Raw genomic sequence first — 16,237 nt, 5'->3', positions numbered from 1 at the left:
CACCTCACCAAATCGTCTGCTCGGCAGCCATTGGCTCGCCTTCAAGCAACAACCCGAATTCCCTGTGATAAAGCGCCGGACTCACCAATGCAAAAATACCGGAATGAATCTCGATCACATCGCCGCGCGCTTTCATCTTGTCGAACCAGAATTGCGATACATTGACCGAGTATCGCTGAAGCTTTCTCATCAGTTCCCGATATGGGCCTGTAACCTTCAGCTGATCCAGCAATGCTTCACTCTCCTCATTTGCCGGAACCAGAACCTGCACACCGGCATCTTTGATCAACTGCATTTTCATAGCCGCAGTGCGAAACTGCACACCCGCCAAATCAGCTTCCGGGCAAAGCAAGCTTTCAATGCCCTCTTTATCCAATTCGCACTTGTCATAAAAATGTTCGAAGAAGCGCTTGAAGTTCCCCCTCGCCAAGGGATCGCCTTTGTAGCCACTCATCAGGGAAACCGTAGTCGTTTCAGCACGACGCAGATGCCCGACTGGCGCTGGCTTCGGTGGCACGAATACCACGACTTTCCCCTTCTCCTGCAACTTACCTTCGCGATTACAACGGCCCGCAGCCTGCGCAATCGAGTCCAGCCCAGCCATGGCGCGATAAACCACCGGAAAATCGAGATCAACACCGGCTTCAACCAATTGCGTACTAACCACTCGCGTCGGAAGCCCTGATTTCAAACGTTGTTTGATTTCGGCAATCACCTGCGAGCGGTGCTCGCCACACATCAATGCAGAGAGGTGAATCGTGCATTCCGGCATCAGACGATACAGTTCACGCGCATCCTGCCGGGTGTTCACAATGGCCAATACAGATTCATAAGCACCAATTTCTGATGCCATATCCTCCCAGCTGTTTTGTTGCTGAAAGTCATCCGGCATTTTCACTGACACGCGCTCAAGCTGACTATAAAGCTCATCCGGATCAGAAATGATTTCCTTCACATCATCCAACCCATCCAGCGACACTCTGCCAAACGGATCTTTCATTGATCCCAACGCCGGCTGTGTTGCGGTAGAAATTACAAAGGTTACGCCATAATGCTCACTCAGCAGATTCATCACCTTGAGAATAGGCTTCAGAAATTCTGGTGGCATCAGTTGAGCCTCATCGAGTATCACGATGCTATTGGCAATGTTGTGCAGCTTGCGGCAACGGCTGGTGCGTGCGGCAAACAATGACTCGAAAAATTGTACATTGGTTGTCACCACAATCGGCGCATCCCAGTTTTCAGATGCCAGACGTGATCGGTGGTTTTCTTTATCGGGATCGAGGCTGCTATGGTGCTCAATCACGCTGTCACCGAATATTCCCCGAAAAATATTAGCCGTCTGCTCAATAATGCTGGTGTATGGGATCACATAAATGATTCGTGACTTGCCATGTCTCACCGCATGTTCCAATGCGAAGGCCATCGAGGAGAGCGTCTTGCCTCCGCCGGTTGGTACGGTCAGCGAAAAAATGCCCGAGCCCTTCAAACCGGCACGACGGCAGTCGGCAAGGATTCCTGCGCGAATTCGGTTCACCTCTGTATCGTCAGCCTCTGCCGAAATCACTCGCATATGGTTATCGAACTTGCACTTTAAGTCGCAGAGATACGGATAGTTGCCTCGCTGCCCTGCCTTGTCCGGGTCATAAAACGATTCGGTATCGAGAAAGTCTGCATCGACAAGTGAGGAGAACAGCATCCGTACCCAAAGGGCGAAACCATCACTGCCACCAACCGGTGCTTGAGTCGGTGTTGCTCCAGCCAGAATTTCATATGGAATATCGGCTTTGCGCGCATCTTCAAGGTGTTCCTTTTCCTGCAAACGTTCGCCCAATGCCTGCCCCGGCGCATCGACCTTAAACCAATCAGGCAACCCCGCATGATGTCCGGCGATCAGATAGGCCAAAACACGTCCGGCAACTCCCAGTTTTTCGACCGCGTATAAAGCGCCCGCTGATGAGTGATTGCGAGGACCGGAAGTCTCCGGTTCAACATGCGCATCCATCCCATTGGCTTCATAAATCATCTTCTGGAATGTAGCTGAATACTTACCCAGATCATGCCAACGCCCAGCTAATTCAGCCCACAGTTCCGAATGAAACGCTTCTGCATATCCGGCAGCCTTGTGAGCCACTTTCAGAAGATGCTCCTCAAGATGGTGAATTTCTTTCGCCTCATTAATATGAGCTGCATATTTGGTACTAGCCATCAACATCCACCTCACTGCACCAGCGAGTGCCTGATAATATTTCGAAAAGTCTGTGACCATGCGCCACAGCCTGACAGCTGAATGTCTTAAAACTCGGTACTTAAGCATATTGATTTGCAGCTTTGCGAAGATGATCGGCGACGGCCTGGCGCAGCGAGGCCGGAGCCAGCACCTCGACTTCCGGGCCATAGCGGCAGATATCCATAATCAGCTCGGTGGGATTGCCATAGGGAATCAATATTTCATATCGACCATCCGCCAGCGGCTTGACCTCCTGATCGGGAAACCACTCCTCTTCTGCCGCCCAGCGGGCAGCTCTGGCGGTAAAGCGCAGGTGCGCCTGAGCATCCGGTTCGCCGCCGAAAATGCCATAACTACGGGTCAGTTTGCGATCAAGCTCTTCAGCGTCGATATCAAGTGCCGCTTCTGTCAGTACGGTGGCTGACACCATCCGTTCCACAGCAAAGATACGCAGTGCCTGTCGCTCATGACACCAGAGATCGAGATACCAGTTATTTTTGTAGTAGACCAGTCGCTGCGGCGAAATTTCGCGCTCACAGGACTCATTCTGGCTGCGGCTGTTATAGACTACCCGCAACCGCTTACGCTCAAACAGCGCCCCTGTCAGTTCGGGAAAAAGGGGCAGCTCTTTGCTCCTGCGTCCAAAATCGGGAATACGGATTCTGGCCAGCTCCTTTAATGCCGAGGATGAGACCCTGCCCAGACTTTTTTCCAGCCTGTGCTGAAACTTGCCCAGCTCTTCATTGAGGAAACCATCACCAATCCCTGCCACAGCCCTTTGCATGACCAGCAGTGCCAGCATCTCCTGCGTATTAAACCAGACGCCGGGCAACTCAAAAGCGACATCACGGTCGTAATTGTAGCCGACGCCGCGCTGGCTTCGTATGGGCGCACCGAGAATGTCCTTCATCTCTCCGAGCAAGCGCTTGACGCTGGAAGCAGAGCACTCCAGCTCGTCACACATTGCCTGCAATGACACCGGATAACGGCGCGCCGTAAACATCCGGTGCAATGCATAAATACGATCAAATTTATCCATTTCCCAACCCCTGTGCGACCACAGCCCGTTACTGCATCGCACCCGTTCCCCATCAAAATCCCCATTGTAGCAGCAATTCGCCATATGCAATGTGACATGGCCATTTTTTTTACCCTCCGCCCCCTCCTCCCCTTTCACTATGCCGCACTGCAACTCTCTGTCACAATTGCGCACATGACAGAAACCATGGTAACCAAACCCGCTTCACAGGATCTTGTACAACTGAGCGCATTAACACTGCCTGCGCTACAGCATCTGATGGAGGCCTGGGGACAGCCGAAGTTCCGCGCCAAACAGGTACTGGACTGGCGCAACAAGGGCATCCTTGATCCGGTCGAGATGAAAAATATTCCCGAGGCACTGCGCGACCGCCTGAGCAGCTCGCTGATGTGCCAGCCGCTCAGACTGGTCCGGCGAGAGTGCTCCCGTGATGGTACACGCAAATATGTATTTGCCCTCAACCGCCCCCGCCTGGCCGGCAAAATGGTAGAAGCGGTGTTTATTCCGGAAGAGAAGCGCGGCACGGTCTGCATCTCTTCCCAGGTCGGTTGCGTGCTGGACTGTCCCTTCTGTCATACCGGCACACAGGGCTTTGAAGGCAACCTGAGTCCGGGAGAAATTGTGGCCCAGGTGCTGATGATCAAGGCCGACCTGCTGCATGAACCGATGACCGGCGACCTGCACGATGGCGTCACCCATATCGTCTATATGGGCATGGGCGAGCCGATGGCCAATGAGGAGGGAGTGCATGGCAGCCTGGCCCTGTTGATGGATGAAGATGGTCTGAAGCTGTCCAGGCGACGGATTACCGTCTCCACCTCCGGTCTGATCCCGCAGATTGACCGGCTGGGACAGGTGCATCCGGTCAACCTGGCCATTTCGCTGCATGCGGCCATGGATGACAAGCGCAATGTGCTGGTCCCGATCAACCGCAAATACCCGCTGACACAGCTGCGCCACTGCCTCGACAACTACCCGCTGCCAACCCAGCGCCATATTACACTGGAGTATGTGCTGCTCGATGGCGTCAATGATCAGCCTGAGGATATTGCTGCTCTCAGACGCTTTGTGAACCCGGAGCGTGAACGGATCAACCTGATCCAGTTCAACCCCTATCCTGGCAGTCCCTATCGCGGAACGCCGAAGGAACACATGAGCAAATTTGCGCAAGACTTGATTTCAAAAGGCATTCGTGCCACTCTAAGGCGCTCGCGCGGACAGGATATCATGGCCGCATGCGGGCAACTCAAGGCGGAGACAAGAGAGGTTTCATGAGTCGGCTTACCCCTCACCGCACCGGCATTATTGGCGGTAGCGGGCTGTATCATATCGACGGTATTGAAGTACTCGATACCCTTACGATCGATACGCCATACGGCGCACCGTCCGATGAGCTGGTGCTCGCACGCATCGGTAATCAGGAAATTGTATTCCTGCCAAGGCATGGCCGAAACCACTCGATACCACCGCACAAAATCAACTATCGCGCCAACATTTACGCCATGAAACTGGCCGGTGTAAATCGCCTGATCTCCATTTCCGCCGTCGGCTCCCTGCGCAAACACATCCACCCCGGGGAATTTGTACTGGTCGACCAGTTTGTCGATCGCACCCATGGCCGCGAAAGCACCTTTTTCGATGGCCCGATTGTCGCTCACGTCTCCATGGCCGACCCGGTCTGCAATGAATTGCGCGAAGAGCTGGCCACAGCCTGCCGCAAAGCCGATATCACCACCCATCAGGGCGGCCGCTACCTGGTGATGCAGGGACCGCAGTTTTCCTCCCGCGCCGAATCCGAGTTGTATCGCAGCTGGGGTATGGATGTAATCGGCATGACCAACCTGCCTGAAGCGAAGCTCGCCCGTGAGGCGGAGATCTGCTATGCCACCGTCGCCATGTGCACCGATTATGACTGCTGGCATGGTCAGGAAGAGGATGTTTCGGTTCAGTCCATTGTTGAAGTGATGCAGCAAAACGTCACCCGCGCAAAAGCGATGTTGCATGCGTTCTTTGCCGGCTATCAGCAGTCGACCTGCCATTGTGGCTGTCGCGAGGCCCTTGAACAGGGGATTTTTGCCGACCTTTCCTCTCTCGACGATGATGCCATCCGCCCTGTGCATGCTCTGGTAGCGCGACTGCTGTGAAATACTACTGCCGGCTTGTTGCCCTTACCTCCCTGTTAACCCTCGCGGCCTGTGTCACCACCACGCCTCAGGATACCGCCCATCGCGACAAACTCGCCAGCCTGCACTACCAGATCGGTGTGGATGCGCTCGGCAAGGGACTGCTCCCCAAAGCCTTTGACGAACTGATGGAGTCCGACTCCATACGTCCGGATCAGCCCGAAGTGCTGGATGCACTGGCCTATGCATGGCTGATGCGCGGCGACATGGCCAAATCGGAAAGCTATTATCTCAAGGCCCTGCGCCAGGGTGGCGGCGCAGCAACACAGAACAATTATGCCAGCCTGCTCAACCGCCTCAACCGCTATGATGAAGCGGAAAAAGCTGCCCGCACGGCCCTCAATGACCCTCGTTACTCCAACCAGGATCTCGCCTTTATCAACCTTGGCAATGCCATGGCCGGCCAGAAAAATTACCCGGCCGCGATCGATGCGTTCAGGCAGGCCTTGCAGTTCAACCCGGCGAATAACCTGGCCAATCTCCGCCTGGCTGATACCTATGCCGCCGCCGGCGACCTGCTGCAGGCCCAGGCCCTCTACGAAGCCCTGATCCAGTCTCAGCCACAAAGCCGCGACACCGTCGCAGGTCTGGTACAGGTACTGGTGGCACAGCACAAAATTGATGATGCCCAACGTTATCTGAACCATTTCAGCAAACAGAGCGAATCGGTTGCTGATCGCGCATGGTCGATTGAACAGATCAACAGGCTGCCTACCCCATGAAAGATCAAATCGAGCAAGAGACAGCCAAAAAAACCAGACGCGAACAACCGGCGCCACCGGTTGATCCGGCCGAATTGCGTCAGCAGCTGCTGATCAGCATTGGCAAGAAACTGACAGCGGCACGACTGGCAACAGGTGAACCGCTGGAGGACCCGGCCCGCAAGCTCAAGCTGCGGCGCAAACACCTTGAAGCACTTGAAAACGGCAACTGGGCGATCCTGCCTGAAGGCGTCTATGCCATGGGCTTCCTGCGTCAGTACAGCACCTATCTCGGCATTGATCTCAGTGATGATATCGAGCGACTGAAGAGCAGCACCTATGCCCTGACACGCCCCCTGACGTTTCCCGACCCGCCGGTTGCACCATCACGGCGCTGGGCCTGGCTTTCGGCGGGCGGCTTTCTTGTGCTGATGCTGGCCTTCAACATGGTTTACCAGGGCTTTTCAACGTCAGACAACAGCAGTGACGTCAGCCGCGATGATAACGCCCCCATCCATCAGGATGAATACCAGGGCAGCGACCACACCACTGCCACAGCAGACAGGGAAGAGAGCACTCCTGCCCGCGATGACAGCGCGACAGGCGACACGACCCCTGCCGTAGCCGACGCCGTCCCGGTCAGCACGCCGACTGAACCGGTTGCAACACCGGCAGCAGCACCGACCACGGCGCGGGCAGCCATTCCCGATGCCATCCAGCCGGTGGTGGTCAAAGAGCAGATCGATATGGCAGCAGCCAGCCCTGACCGGGTCGCTGATCAGCCCCACACCTATCGATTCGAGGCCGTGGATGGTGCGGTCTGGATGCAAATTTCGCTGCCGGATGCGGTGAATCGCGGCAAAGGCAAGCTGATTAAAGAGGTCCTGCTACATAAAGGCGGAGAGGTACGCATCACTCAGCCGGTGAGCGCCCTGTGGTTGACCTGCGGCAATGCACCATCGCTGCGCATCTGGGTGGATGGCAGGCTGCTGGCAGAAACCGGCAGCCTCGGTGATGGCAAAAAGGTATTGCGCGACCATCGTATCGAGATACCGAACTGACCCGGCAAGCCGGGTTGTTACTTGCTATTTATCTGAAGCGACTGCATATTGCTGTGCCTTCATCGCTCTGCTGGCTGCCAGCATCGGAAGCATAACGTGCTGAATTACTGCGCAATATCGTGATTCAGCGGATACAATTCATCACACCGCACAGGACACCTTTGGGGAGGGAGCCGTCACATGACCGTTACAGACTTTCAATTTGCGCGCAAAAACATGGTGGATCATCAGATCCGCTGCTGTAAGGTACTGGATGCATCCACGCTTGACCTGATCGAGTCCATGCCGAGAGAAAACTTCACCCCGGCACATGTAAGAAGCCTCGCCTATATGGAGGGTCATGTTCCGCTGCCGTGTAATCAGGAGATGCTCAGCCCGCTGCAGGAGGCCAATATCATCCAGCATCTGGCCCTGACCGGTTGCGAGCGGGTACTTGAAATCGGCACCGGTACCGGCTTCCTCACTGCCATGCTTGCCATGCAGGCCAAAGAGGTGGTCAGTTGCGAGATTCACGATGCACTGGCGAAGGCCGCCCGCAGCAATCTTGAACAGCACGGTGTCAGCAACGCCAGCGTCCTGACCATCAATGCAATGGATCCAGCTGCCATGGCAGCAAACCCGGCCATGCGTGAGCCGTTTGATGCCATTGTGCTCGGTGCCGCCCTGCAGAGCATCCCGGCCCATATCGAAGCCATGCTGAATGATGGCGGCAAGCTGGTTGCCTTCCTTGGCCAGAACCCGGTCCTTTCTCTTGTGATGAGAACAAAGGTACGCCAGACATGGCAGCAGATCGGCATTTTTGAGACCCTGCTGCTGGATATGGAAGGACTGCCGGCAACACGTCAGTTTGTTTTCTGATAGCCAAAGCATTCGATCACATTCCCATGCATAGAGGATCCGGACCTGCAGCAGCATATACCCCGCTGCTGCTGTTGGTGGTACTGCTGACATCAGCCCAGTGCACGTCAGCACAGACCAGCGCTGCCCGCGACACTGAGGCTGATCTGCCTCAGTCAGCCGGCACCAGCGAACGTAACAGCGATGTGGCCGACGCCCCCTCGCCTGTCTGGCAGCCGCAACTGGCTGCTGCCACCCCGATGCCCGTCCCCCTGCAACCGGTTGTTATCATCAACAACAGCTGGCATGCCCCTGCACTGACCCCCGATCTGGCCAGAGAGGCCAGAATACAGCAGCAACGCGAGCGGGCCCGTACAGTACGCATGGCGGAGCGGGCCTTTTATTTCGGCATCGATGCTGACAACAACGCCCTGAAATAGACCTCACCGTCATCGCACAGAGGTGTACACAACCGAATTTTCCTGCTGTTTTCTGACAGGACTACCTCTCACCACCTTTCGCCGCTAGCATGGCCGCCATGCAGTTGCTCCAGGCACCTTGTCCAGCGGACAGCGAACAACCCATTGCCAACCCTCTGCGACGCACGCTGTTGCGCGGCGCGGGCTTTGCGGCCATCACCCTGTGCCTGCCCTCCCCGCTTGTCGCCGCTGCGATCAAACATCCGCACCAGCAGGTGGATCGGGAAACACTGATCCGGCTTGTAGCCGCTGAAACAGGGCTGCCGGTCAGCTACGTCGCCAGCATGCTCGGCCACGCAACGTTCACCCCCGCCATCATCAGGCAGATCACCACACCGTATGAGTCCCGCTCCTATGCCGAGTACAGGCCGTTGTTTCTGGGCCATAGCATGGAAAAAATGGGCCGTGACTACCTGCATCAACAGCAACAACACTTTGCTGCGGTGGAAGAGCGCTATCGTGTCGACAAAGAGATCATTGCTGCCATTCTCGGCATGGAAACCCGCTACGGCCGCCACCGGGGCAAGGATCGTATCGTCGATTCGCTCTATACCCTTGCCACCGGCTTCCCTCGCCGGGCCAACTTTTTCCGCAAGGAGCTGGGGGAATTCCTGCTGCTGGCCAGAGAAGAGCACCTGGATGCAACACAACAGCTCGGCTCATATGCCGGCGCCTTTGGCACCACCCAGTTTATCCCGTCATCCTATCGCGCCTATGCAGTCGATGCCGATGGTGATGGTCACCGCAATGTATGGGACTCTCCGGCCGATATTATCGCCAGTGTCGGCAACTATTTTCACCTGCATGGCTGGCAGCAGGGGCGTCCGTGCGCCCACTGGCTACCGGTGATCCCGCAACTGCAGGCGCATGCAGAAGCAGGCTTCGATCAGTGGGTGACGCTTGCCAGCCTGCGCCGGCAACTGCCTGCACTGCCACCGCAATGGCAGGATGATGACAAGGTCACCCTGATCGACATGCAGCCACCACAGGGCCGTCGCTTTGCACTGGTCCATTATAATTTCTACGTCACCACACGCTGGAACCGCTCATACAATTATGCCATGGCCGCGACCGAGGTTGCCGCCATGCTCGGAGGTCAGTCATTCGCCGTCACCTGATCATGCCAGCCCTGCTGTCGATTGCATTGCTGGCAGGCTGCGCCAAACCCGTCGACCGTGAGTCACCCGTTGTGCCGACAGCCGATACCCCCCGCTTGCCCGACGGCAAGGGTGGTGTTCGCAAGACCGGCAATCCGTATATGGTGGATGGCCGCTGGTATAACCCGATTCAGCAGGCAGATGTCAGCTACGATGAAACCGGTATTGCCTCATGGTACGGCCGTGATTTTCATGGCAAGGCCACAGCCAATGGCGAGCAATATGACATGCACAGCCTGTCAGCCGCGCATAAAACCCTGCCACTGCCCACACTGGTGCGCGTCACCAACCTGGATAACGGTCGCTCCCTGATCGTGCGGGTCAATGATCGCGGCCCGTTCGTCAAGGACCGCCTGATCGATCTGTCCTACGCTGCGGCAAAAGAGCTCGCCTTTGATAAACAGGGCACCGCCCGCGTACGGGTGCAAACGCTGGATATTCCGGCTACGGCTCCGCTGCCGCCAGCCAATATTGCAGTAACACCGCCCGTGCGCCCGGCTCCGCCACAACCACAACCACCGGCTGCCACAGGCAATATTTTTGTCCAGCTCGGTTCATTCAGCTCTCAGGAAAATGCCCGCCGCCAACAGGCCATGCTGTTGCCGCGTCACCCTGAAACCAGACTGATGCCATTCAAAGCGGCCGATAAAACCTTCTATCGGGTTCGACTGGGCCCCTATAACCATATGCAGATGATCGAACAGACGCTACAGGCACTCAAACAGGAGGGGTTCAATAACCCGATGGTGATCATTGAATAAGCTGGCAAATACAGACAACCGCCCCCGCCTGGCGGCCTTCGGTTCATCGCGCACAGCAGCTGACTCACCCGCCTATGCGGATGTTTCGCGACTTGCCAGAGCTATCGGTGAGGCCGGCTGGAATGGCATGACCGGCGGCCACCAGGGCATGATGGCCGCCTTCTCTGAGGGCATGGATGCCGGTGGTGGCCATGTGCGCGGCATTACGCTGGAGCGCTTCCCCACCCCGCCCGGCAACAGCCTGAGCGAAGAGGTTCGAGCTGCCGATTTTTTTGAACGCATGGGCCATCTCATTGAGCAGGCGGATGCATGGATCGTATTACCCGGCGGCCTTGGAACGCTGGCGGAGCTGGCCATGACCTGGGATCTGATCGCGATCCGGGTACTTGAGCCCAGGCCGCTGCTGCTCTACGGCGATATGTGGCAACCGGTGATCCACACGCTTGCAGAGCAGCTGCAGCTCTCCACCGATCGCGCCTTTGATTGCATGCAGATCTGCCACACCCACACAGACGTGCTGCAGGCGCTTGCCGGCTATAAAGAGAGGTTCCGTCGATGAGTAAAGCGGGCTATATGGACCTGAAAGGTACGGCAACTGCAGCACTTGCCGGCCAGCGTCTGGATCAGGGGCTGGCAGAGATATTCCCCCTTTCCCGCCGCCGCATCCGCCGGGCGATTGATGAGGGGGGGATCTACCTCAACGGCAAACGCTGCCGCACTGCCGGGCGCAAACTGGCCTGCAACGACCGCCTCCGAATCGTACTGCTGGATGATGAAGTACTGACGCCATTTGTTCCGGAGCAGCTGATCTGGCAACAGCCGCCTCTCTATCTCATTCATAAAAGGTGCGGACAGTATGCCCAGGAGGCACTGCACCGCAGCCGTGGCACCCTGCCCGACGAGCTCGCCCGTCATCTGGCCCTGCCACCGGCTCAGACCGAGCTGCTCAGACCCGTACACAGGCTTGATCGCGGCACCTCCGGACTGCTGCTTTTTTCATCCAGTCCGGCGCAACTGCAGCAACTGCAGGCGCACTGGCATACGGCCGTCAGCAAACACTATCTTGCTGTCGTTGAGCCGGCCCCGGCATGGGAGAGGCAGCGTATTCAACTGCCGATCGGTGCCAAACGTGATGCTGAAGGCCGCTATCACGTAACTCCCGATGGTCGTGCCTGCGACAGTGAAGCGACCGTTCTTGAGAGACGCGGTAACCGCGCCCTGATAGGGTTGATTCCCCATACAGGTCGCAGCCATCAATTGCGCGTCCATCTTTGTGCTCTAGGATGTCCCATTCTCGGAGACAGCCGCTATGGCGGCAGAGCTCATCCCCGTCTGATGCTACATGCCGACAGCCTGTGCATCAGCACGCCGGCATTGCCGGAAACAAAACAATGGAATAGCCCCCCCGAGGAGGATTGGCAATGGTAAAACAACAATCAACGTTCAGCATACATGGAGTGTTCAGGCTGATCACGCTGCTTCTGGTGTTACCATTTGCAACCAACGCTTACGCTCAGGCATCGGACTGGCCGGAGTCTCCCAAGCTGGATGCGCGGGCATGGGCCATGATCGATGCTCGCTCGGGACAGATCATTGCCAGCCATAATGGTGATGAGTCACTGCCGCCGGCGAGCCTGACCAAGATGATGACCCTCTATCTTGCTTTTGAGGCAATCAAACAGGGACGCCTGTCACTGGATACCCGGGTCTCGGTCAGTGAGAAAGCATGGAAAATCGGTGGCAGCACGATGTTTCTTGAGCCCCGCCTGCACCCCAAGGTGGGAGAATTGTTGCACGGCATCGCCACACTCTCAGGCAATGATGCCTGCATCGCACTGGCAGAGCATATGGAGGGCAGTGAAGAGACCTTTGCCGAGCGCATGAATGCCAAGGCCAGGGAGCTGGGCATGCTGCACAGCCATTTTGCCAATGCCACCGGCTTCCCGACCGAGGGGCATGTATCAGCCGCTCTCGACATGGCCACCCTGGGCGCCGCCCTCTGGCGTGACTATCCGGATCAGTACAAACTGTTCGGCGAAAAAGATTTTTCCTTTGACGGCCATGTGCAACCCAACCGCAACCGCCTGCTGTGGACCTTCAATGAGGCGGACGGCATCAAGACCGGCCATACACAGGAAGCCGGCTACTGCCTGGTCGGCTCAGCTGAAAAAGCCGGCACCCGCTTTGTTGCAGCCGTATTCGGCACAAAATCGGATCGTGCACGCGCCCAGGAAACTGCCACCCTGCTCAAGTTCGGTTTCAACCACTTTGTCACCCTGCGTCCGGCCGAACGGGATATCCGTCGTCAGGTGGAGGTATTTGAGGGCACAGAAGATCACGTCTGGCTGAAACCAACGACCGATATCTGGGTGACCGTTCCCAAGGGCAGTGAAAGCGCCCTCTCCTTCCGCCTGCGTTATGATGCACCGCTGAAGGCCCCGATCCGCCAAGATCAGAAGCTGGGGGTTATTGACGCCATCATCACCGGCAAGGATGGCAAGGTGAATGTTATTCGCTCCTTCCCGATGGTGGCTGCCGCCTCTGTCGGACAGGCCTCATGGATCAGTCGCCAGTGGGACGGGCTGCGCCTGTGGATGCGTGATAACAGCGATGCGATTGAAAACGTAACCGGCAACAGCGAAGCCAAATAACATGCCACTGACCGCATGGGTCAACGGACATTTTGTTCCCCTTGAGCAGGCAGTGGTACACATTGAGGATCGGGGCTTTCAGTTTGCCGATGGCGTTTATGAGGTTATCGCCTGTTTCTCCGGTGCCTTTCTTGATCTGGATGCCCACCTCTCCCGCCTGCAGCGCTCATGTGATGCGGTCGCTATCCGGCTTCCCCGTCCGATGGGTGAGATCGAACAGCTGATTGCAGAGGTTTACGCCCGCAATCCGTTTCCCCATGCGATGATCTATATTCAGATCACCCGTGGCATCAGCCCGCGCAGCCATCATCCGGCGGAGCCGATCGAGCCGACGCTAGTCATCACCGCCCGCGAGCTGCCGGAACCCGGGCAGGAGAAGATCGAAAAAGGGGCATATGCCATTACCCTGCGGGATATGCGCTGGCAGCGATGTGATATCAAATCGATCGCACTGCTGGCCAGTGTACTGGGTGAGCTTGAGGCGGCCCGGGCCGGAGCCGATGAGTGTTTCTGGCTGGATGAACATGGCCATATGCTGGAAGGCTGTGCCAGTAACTGCCTGGCGGTCATCGACGGGGTACTGGTCACGCATCCGCTGGACCACCATATCCTTGATGGCATGTCACGGCGGATGACGCTGCGCCTTGCCGTAAGCCACGGCATTGCGATTGAGCAGCGTCCCTGGCAACTGAACGAGCCGGGCCTGAGTGAATGCATGATGTGCAGTACAACCGATGCCATCATGCCGGTCTGCCGGGTGGATGAGCAGATCATCGGCAGTGGCCACCCCGGCCCTGTCGCCACATCCCTGCGCCAGTGGATGCTGGAAGAGTTTGAACAATTACGCACAGGAGCAACACAACAACCATGATCAAGGGTGTACTTCTCGATATGGACGGCACCATCGTCAATGCATTCCCGCCGATTATTCGCGCCCTGAATCAGACCTTTGTCGAATTCGGCCTGCCCACCATGACTGATCAGGAGGTCAAGCGACATACCGGACGCGGCGACTGCAGCATGATTGCCCTGTTTGGTGAGCGCCGGGAAGAGGCCGGTGCCCGCTTCCTCGAAATTCACGATGAAGACTACCTCGATCGCATCACCCCGCTGGATGGGGCGAAGAACCTGCTGCACTGGCTGAATGAGCGTGCCATCCCCTGTGCGATTGTTACCAGCAAGTCCCAGTCGCGCGCCGAGGCCCAGCTGGAGGTGCTTGGCTGGACCGACCTTGTGCAGGCCGTGGTCGGCAAGATTCCCGGCCGGCCGGAAAAGCCGGACCCGACCCCGCTGCTGCTGGCCTGCTCCATACTGCAGGTGGATCCTGCCCACACGGTCATGGTTGGCGATGGCGTCGCCGATATGAAGGCTGCCTGTCGCGCCGGCAGTCGGGCACTTGGCCTGTGTGACGGCTTTACCGCAACTGAATTAACCGAAGCCGGTGCACATGACTGCTTCGATTCCCTGACCGGAGTACATCAATGGCTCATCCATCACAGTTAACCACTGCATCTGATCCGACAGAGCAGGCGGGCGATCAACTGATCCGCTTCCTCCTGCCCGACGCATTTACGCGCGGCGCCATCATCAGGGGCAAACAGATCATTGAAACAGCCGCCAGCATGCACCGCCTTGATGCGGCCGATGGTCTGCTTTTCGGACAGGCCCTGCTCTCATCGATTCTGCTGCTTTCGATCAGCAAGGGCGGTGTACGTCAGGTGTTGCAGCTGGATGCAACGGTAAAGAGTGCCTCATGGCAACGACTTCTGGCAGAAACACGGCCGGGCGCCGTGCGCGGCTACATCAACCGCAACGACAGCAACGCTGAACCGGATGCACCATCTCTTGCCGCCCGTATGGGCAGCACCATTCGTCTCTCGACTGTACGTGATCCCGGCTTTGGCCAGCCCTACATCTCCACGGTGGAACACGACTCCCCCTACCTTGCCGACCATATCGTCCGTTATCTGGCCCAATCCGTACAGATTCGTGCCGATATCGTCCTGCATGATGATCTGGCGATCATGATCGAAGCCATGCCCGGTTGCGACGAAGAGCACTGGTTCAAAGCCGTGGAGGCGCTGGCAAAAATTCCGGCCTCGGCCATGGCTGAACAGACACCGGAAGCCCTGCTCGCTTACTTTGACAGCCTGCACTGCCGCCAGGCTGGCAGCGACAACTACAGCTACCGTTGCGGTTGCAGTCCGGCCATGATGGCGGAAAGTCTGCGCGCAATCCCGGCAGAACAGCTGGATGAGCTGGTCGATGCCAGCGGTCATATTACCGTGACATGCCAGTATTGCGGCAACCATTACGCTGTTGCCCACAGCGTCACGCCATCAAGATTACAGTAACCGGTGAACGGACTCAGCTATCAGATCGTACGGCGCCCCCGTCGCACGACCACCAGCATCGTCATTCATCCGGACAACCGTATTGAGGTCCTGGCCCCGCCGGGAGCACCTTTAAGCAGCATTCACAGCTGGGTGCAAAGCAAAAAATCGTGGATCGAACGCAAGCTTCACTTTAACAGCCATGTGCGCACTCAAGCCTCACCGCAACGATTCCATGCCGGCGCATCATTCACCCTGCTGGATCAGCCGTTTCTGCTGCGCATCGTTGAAGGCAAGCGGCGGGCCCGCATCACCTTTGACCAGCAGGAGATTTCAGCCCATCTGCCGGCGGCAGCCGAAGCCGATGAGCATACGCTGCGCCCGCTGCTCACAGCCTGGTATAAGCGTCAGGCCGGTGAATATATGCGCCAGCGGGTGGCTCATTATGCCGGCATCACCGGTTATACCCCGTCTCTGGTCGGTATTAAAAGCTATCGCAGCCGCTGGGGAAGTTGTCATACGGATGGACGCATCTATTTCAACTGGCGCCTGATCATGGCACCGGCTGCGGTGGTCGATTATGTCATCGTCCACGAACTCTGCCACCTGCCCCATCCGAATCACTCGCGCGCCTTCTGGCAACAGGTCGAACGATTCTGCCCGGACTATCGCGACGCCCGCAACTGGCTGAAAGTGCACGGTCTGTCACTGGATCTTTAGGGAATCGCTGATGAATCCGGCGAATGGACGGCCGGTCTGCAGCAATATGTCAGCAGCTTGCCGTAAAATGCAGTGATGAACGCCC

At 57.2% G+C, this 16,237-nt stretch carries 17 protein-coding genes; 15 read left to right on the top strand and 2 right to left on the bottom strand.

Going from position 1 to position 16,237, the window contains the following annotated elements; translation table 11 throughout:
- Positions 1 to 4 precede the first annotated feature (4 nt).
- Together cas3 and FEF65_RS06835 are read right to left on the bottom strand one after the other, a co-directional pair.
- On the bottom strand, positions 5 to 2,209 hold the full coding sequence (gene cas3 / locus FEF65_RS06840; RefSeq protein WP_138239055.1) for a CRISPR-associated helicase Cas3': 2,205 nt from the start codon (positions 2,207 to 2,209) through the stop codon (positions 5 to 7).
- Positions 2,210 to 2,309: 100 nt separating this feature from the next.
- Positions 2,310 to 3,269 carry a helix-turn-helix transcriptional regulator gene (locus FEF65_RS06835; protein WP_161595198.1) on the bottom strand — a complete coding sequence of 320 codons (960 nt, stop codon included), beginning with the start codon at positions 3,267 to 3,269 and terminating at the stop codon, positions 2,310 to 2,312.
- A 174-nt stretch (positions 3,270 to 3,443) separates the two neighbouring features.
- Between FEF65_RS06835 and rlmN the strand changes: the two genes are divergently transcribed.
- The 15 genes from rlmN to FEF65_RS06760 all read left to right on the top strand — a co-directional run bounded on the left by rlmN (position 3,444) and on the right by FEF65_RS06760 (position 16,152).
- Positions 3,444 to 4,544, top strand: coding sequence for a dual-specificity RNA methyltransferase RlmN (gene rlmN, locus FEF65_RS06830; protein WP_138239053.1), 1,101 nt, complete (start codon positions 3,444 to 3,446; stop codon positions 4,542 to 4,544).
- A complete protein-coding gene (mtnP, locus tag FEF65_RS06825; protein ID WP_138239052.1) occupies positions 4,541 to 5,413 on the top strand; it encodes an S-methyl-5'-thioadenosine phosphorylase in 873 nt (290 codons plus the stop codon). The genes rlmN and mtnP overlap by 4 nt, the downstream gene beginning before the upstream one ends.
- On the top strand, positions 5,410 to 6,174 hold the full coding sequence (locus tag FEF65_RS06820) for a tetratricopeptide repeat protein (RefSeq protein WP_138239051.1): 765 nt from the start codon (positions 5,410 to 5,412) through the stop codon (positions 6,172 to 6,174). Before mtnP ends, FEF65_RS06820 begins: the two co-directional genes overlap by 4 nt.
- Positions 6,171 to 7,214, top strand: coding sequence for a helix-turn-helix domain-containing protein (locus FEF65_RS06815; protein ID WP_138239050.1), 1,044 nt, complete (start codon positions 6,171 to 6,173; stop codon positions 7,212 to 7,214). The genes FEF65_RS06820 and FEF65_RS06815 overlap by 4 nt, the downstream gene beginning before the upstream one ends.
- A 180-nt stretch (positions 7,215 to 7,394) precedes the next feature.
- Positions 7,395 to 8,072: a protein-L-isoaspartate O-methyltransferase family protein gene (locus FEF65_RS06810; RefSeq protein WP_138239049.1), complete on the top strand. Its 678-nt coding sequence runs from the start codon at positions 7,395 to 7,397 to the stop codon at positions 8,070 to 8,072.
- 26 nt (positions 8,073 to 8,098) lie between these two features.
- Entirely contained in the window at positions 8,099 to 8,491 is a 393-nt protein-coding gene (locus FEF65_RS06805) for a hypothetical protein (RefSeq protein ID WP_138239048.1), read from the top strand.
- A gap of 98 nt (positions 8,492 to 8,589) precedes the next feature.
- On the top strand, positions 8,590 to 9,648 hold the full coding sequence (locus FEF65_RS06800) for a lytic murein transglycosylase (RefSeq protein ID WP_138239047.1): 1,059 nt from the start codon (positions 8,590 to 8,592) through the stop codon (positions 9,646 to 9,648).
- A 2-nt stretch (positions 9,649 to 9,650) separates the two neighbouring features.
- On the top strand, positions 9,651 to 10,448 hold the full coding sequence (locus FEF65_RS13735; protein WP_138239046.1) for a septal ring lytic transglycosylase RlpA family protein: 798 nt from the start codon (positions 9,651 to 9,653) through the stop codon (positions 10,446 to 10,448).
- Positions 10,441 to 11,007, top strand: a complete 567-nt coding sequence (locus FEF65_RS06790) for an LOG family protein (protein ID WP_238701236.1) — start codon at positions 10,441 to 10,443, stop codon at positions 11,005 to 11,007. The genes FEF65_RS13735 and FEF65_RS06790 overlap by 8 nt, the downstream gene beginning before the upstream one ends.
- Positions 11,004 to 11,876, top strand: a complete 873-nt coding sequence (locus tag FEF65_RS06785) for an RluA family pseudouridine synthase (protein WP_138239045.1) — start codon at positions 11,004 to 11,006, stop codon at positions 11,874 to 11,876. The genes FEF65_RS06790 and FEF65_RS06785 overlap by 4 nt, the downstream gene beginning before the upstream one ends.
- Positions 11,870 to 13,099 (top strand): D-alanyl-D-alanine carboxypeptidase family protein, encoded by a 1,230-nt coding sequence (locus FEF65_RS06780; protein ID WP_138239044.1) that lies wholly within the window; start codon positions 11,870 to 11,872, stop codon positions 13,097 to 13,099. The genes FEF65_RS06785 and FEF65_RS06780 overlap by 7 nt, the downstream gene beginning before the upstream one ends.
- 1 nt (position 13,100) lies before the next feature.
- Positions 13,101 to 13,970, top strand: coding sequence for an aminotransferase class IV (locus FEF65_RS06775; protein WP_138239043.1), 870 nt, complete (start codon positions 13,101 to 13,103; stop codon positions 13,968 to 13,970).
- Positions 13,967 to 14,602, top strand: a complete 636-nt coding sequence (locus FEF65_RS06770) for an HAD family hydrolase (protein WP_138239042.1) — start codon at positions 13,967 to 13,969, stop codon at positions 14,600 to 14,602. The genes FEF65_RS06775 and FEF65_RS06770 overlap by 4 nt, the downstream gene beginning before the upstream one ends.
- Positions 14,581 to 15,453: an Hsp33 family molecular chaperone HslO gene (locus FEF65_RS06765; RefSeq protein ID WP_138239041.1), complete on the top strand. Its 873-nt coding sequence runs from the start codon at positions 14,581 to 14,583 to the stop codon at positions 15,451 to 15,453. The genes FEF65_RS06770 and FEF65_RS06765 overlap by 22 nt, the downstream gene beginning before the upstream one ends.
- Before the next feature lie 3 nt (positions 15,454 to 15,456).
- Complete coding sequence (locus tag FEF65_RS06760; RefSeq protein ID WP_138239040.1) at positions 15,457 to 16,152, top strand: M48 family metallopeptidase; 696 nt, start codon at positions 15,457 to 15,459, stop codon at positions 16,150 to 16,152.
- The last annotated feature ends 85 nt before the right edge of the window (positions 16,153 to 16,237 follow it).

The organism is Mariprofundus erugo (genome assembly GCF_005818865.1).
GTDB classification, from domain to species: domain Bacteria; phylum Pseudomonadota; class Zetaproteobacteria; order Mariprofundales; family Mariprofundaceae; genus Mariprofundus; species Mariprofundus erugo.
The sequence above is the reverse complement of the archived record's forward strand: the minus strand, read 5'-3'. Positions and strand labels throughout refer to the sequence as shown.

Coding starts and splice junctions, on each gene's coding strand:
- cas3 (WP_138239055.1), bottom strand. CDS start 2,209: ATGGCTAGTACCAAATATGCAGCTCATATTAATGAGGCGAAAGAAATT.
- FEF65_RS06835 (WP_161595198.1), bottom strand. CDS start 3,269: ATGGATAAATTTGATCGTATTTATGCATTGCACCGGATGTTTACGGCG.
- rlmN (WP_138239053.1), top strand. CDS start 3,444: ATGACAGAAACCATGGTAACCAAACCCGCTTCACAGGATCTTGTACAA.
- mtnP (WP_138239052.1), top strand. CDS start 4,541: ATGAGTCGGCTTACCCCTCACCGCACCGGCATTATTGGCGGTAGCGGG.
- FEF65_RS06815 (WP_138239050.1), top strand. CDS start 6,171: ATGAAAGATCAAATCGAGCAAGAGACAGCCAAAAAAACCAGACGCGAA.
- FEF65_RS06810 (WP_138239049.1), top strand. CDS start 7,395: ATGACCGTTACAGACTTTCAATTTGCGCGCAAAAACATGGTGGATCAT.
- FEF65_RS06805 (WP_138239048.1), top strand. CDS start 8,099: ATGCATAGAGGATCCGGACCTGCAGCAGCATATACCCCGCTGCTGCTG.
- FEF65_RS06800 (WP_138239047.1), top strand. CDS start 8,590: ATGCAGTTGCTCCAGGCACCTTGTCCAGCGGACAGCGAACAACCCATT.
- FEF65_RS13735 (WP_138239046.1), top strand. CDS start 9,651: ATGCCAGCCCTGCTGTCGATTGCATTGCTGGCAGGCTGCGCCAAACCC.
- FEF65_RS06785 (WP_138239045.1), top strand. CDS start 11,004: ATGAGTAAAGCGGGCTATATGGACCTGAAAGGTACGGCAACTGCAGCA.
- FEF65_RS06780 (WP_138239044.1), top strand. CDS start 11,870: ATGGTAAAACAACAATCAACGTTCAGCATACATGGAGTGTTCAGGCTG.
- FEF65_RS06775 (WP_138239043.1), top strand. CDS start 13,101: ATGCCACTGACCGCATGGGTCAACGGACATTTTGTTCCCCTTGAGCAG.
- FEF65_RS06770 (WP_138239042.1), top strand. CDS start 13,967: ATGATCAAGGGTGTACTTCTCGATATGGACGGCACCATCGTCAATGCA.
- FEF65_RS06765 (WP_138239041.1), top strand. CDS start 14,581: ATGGCTCATCCATCACAGTTAACCACTGCATCTGATCCGACAGAGCAG.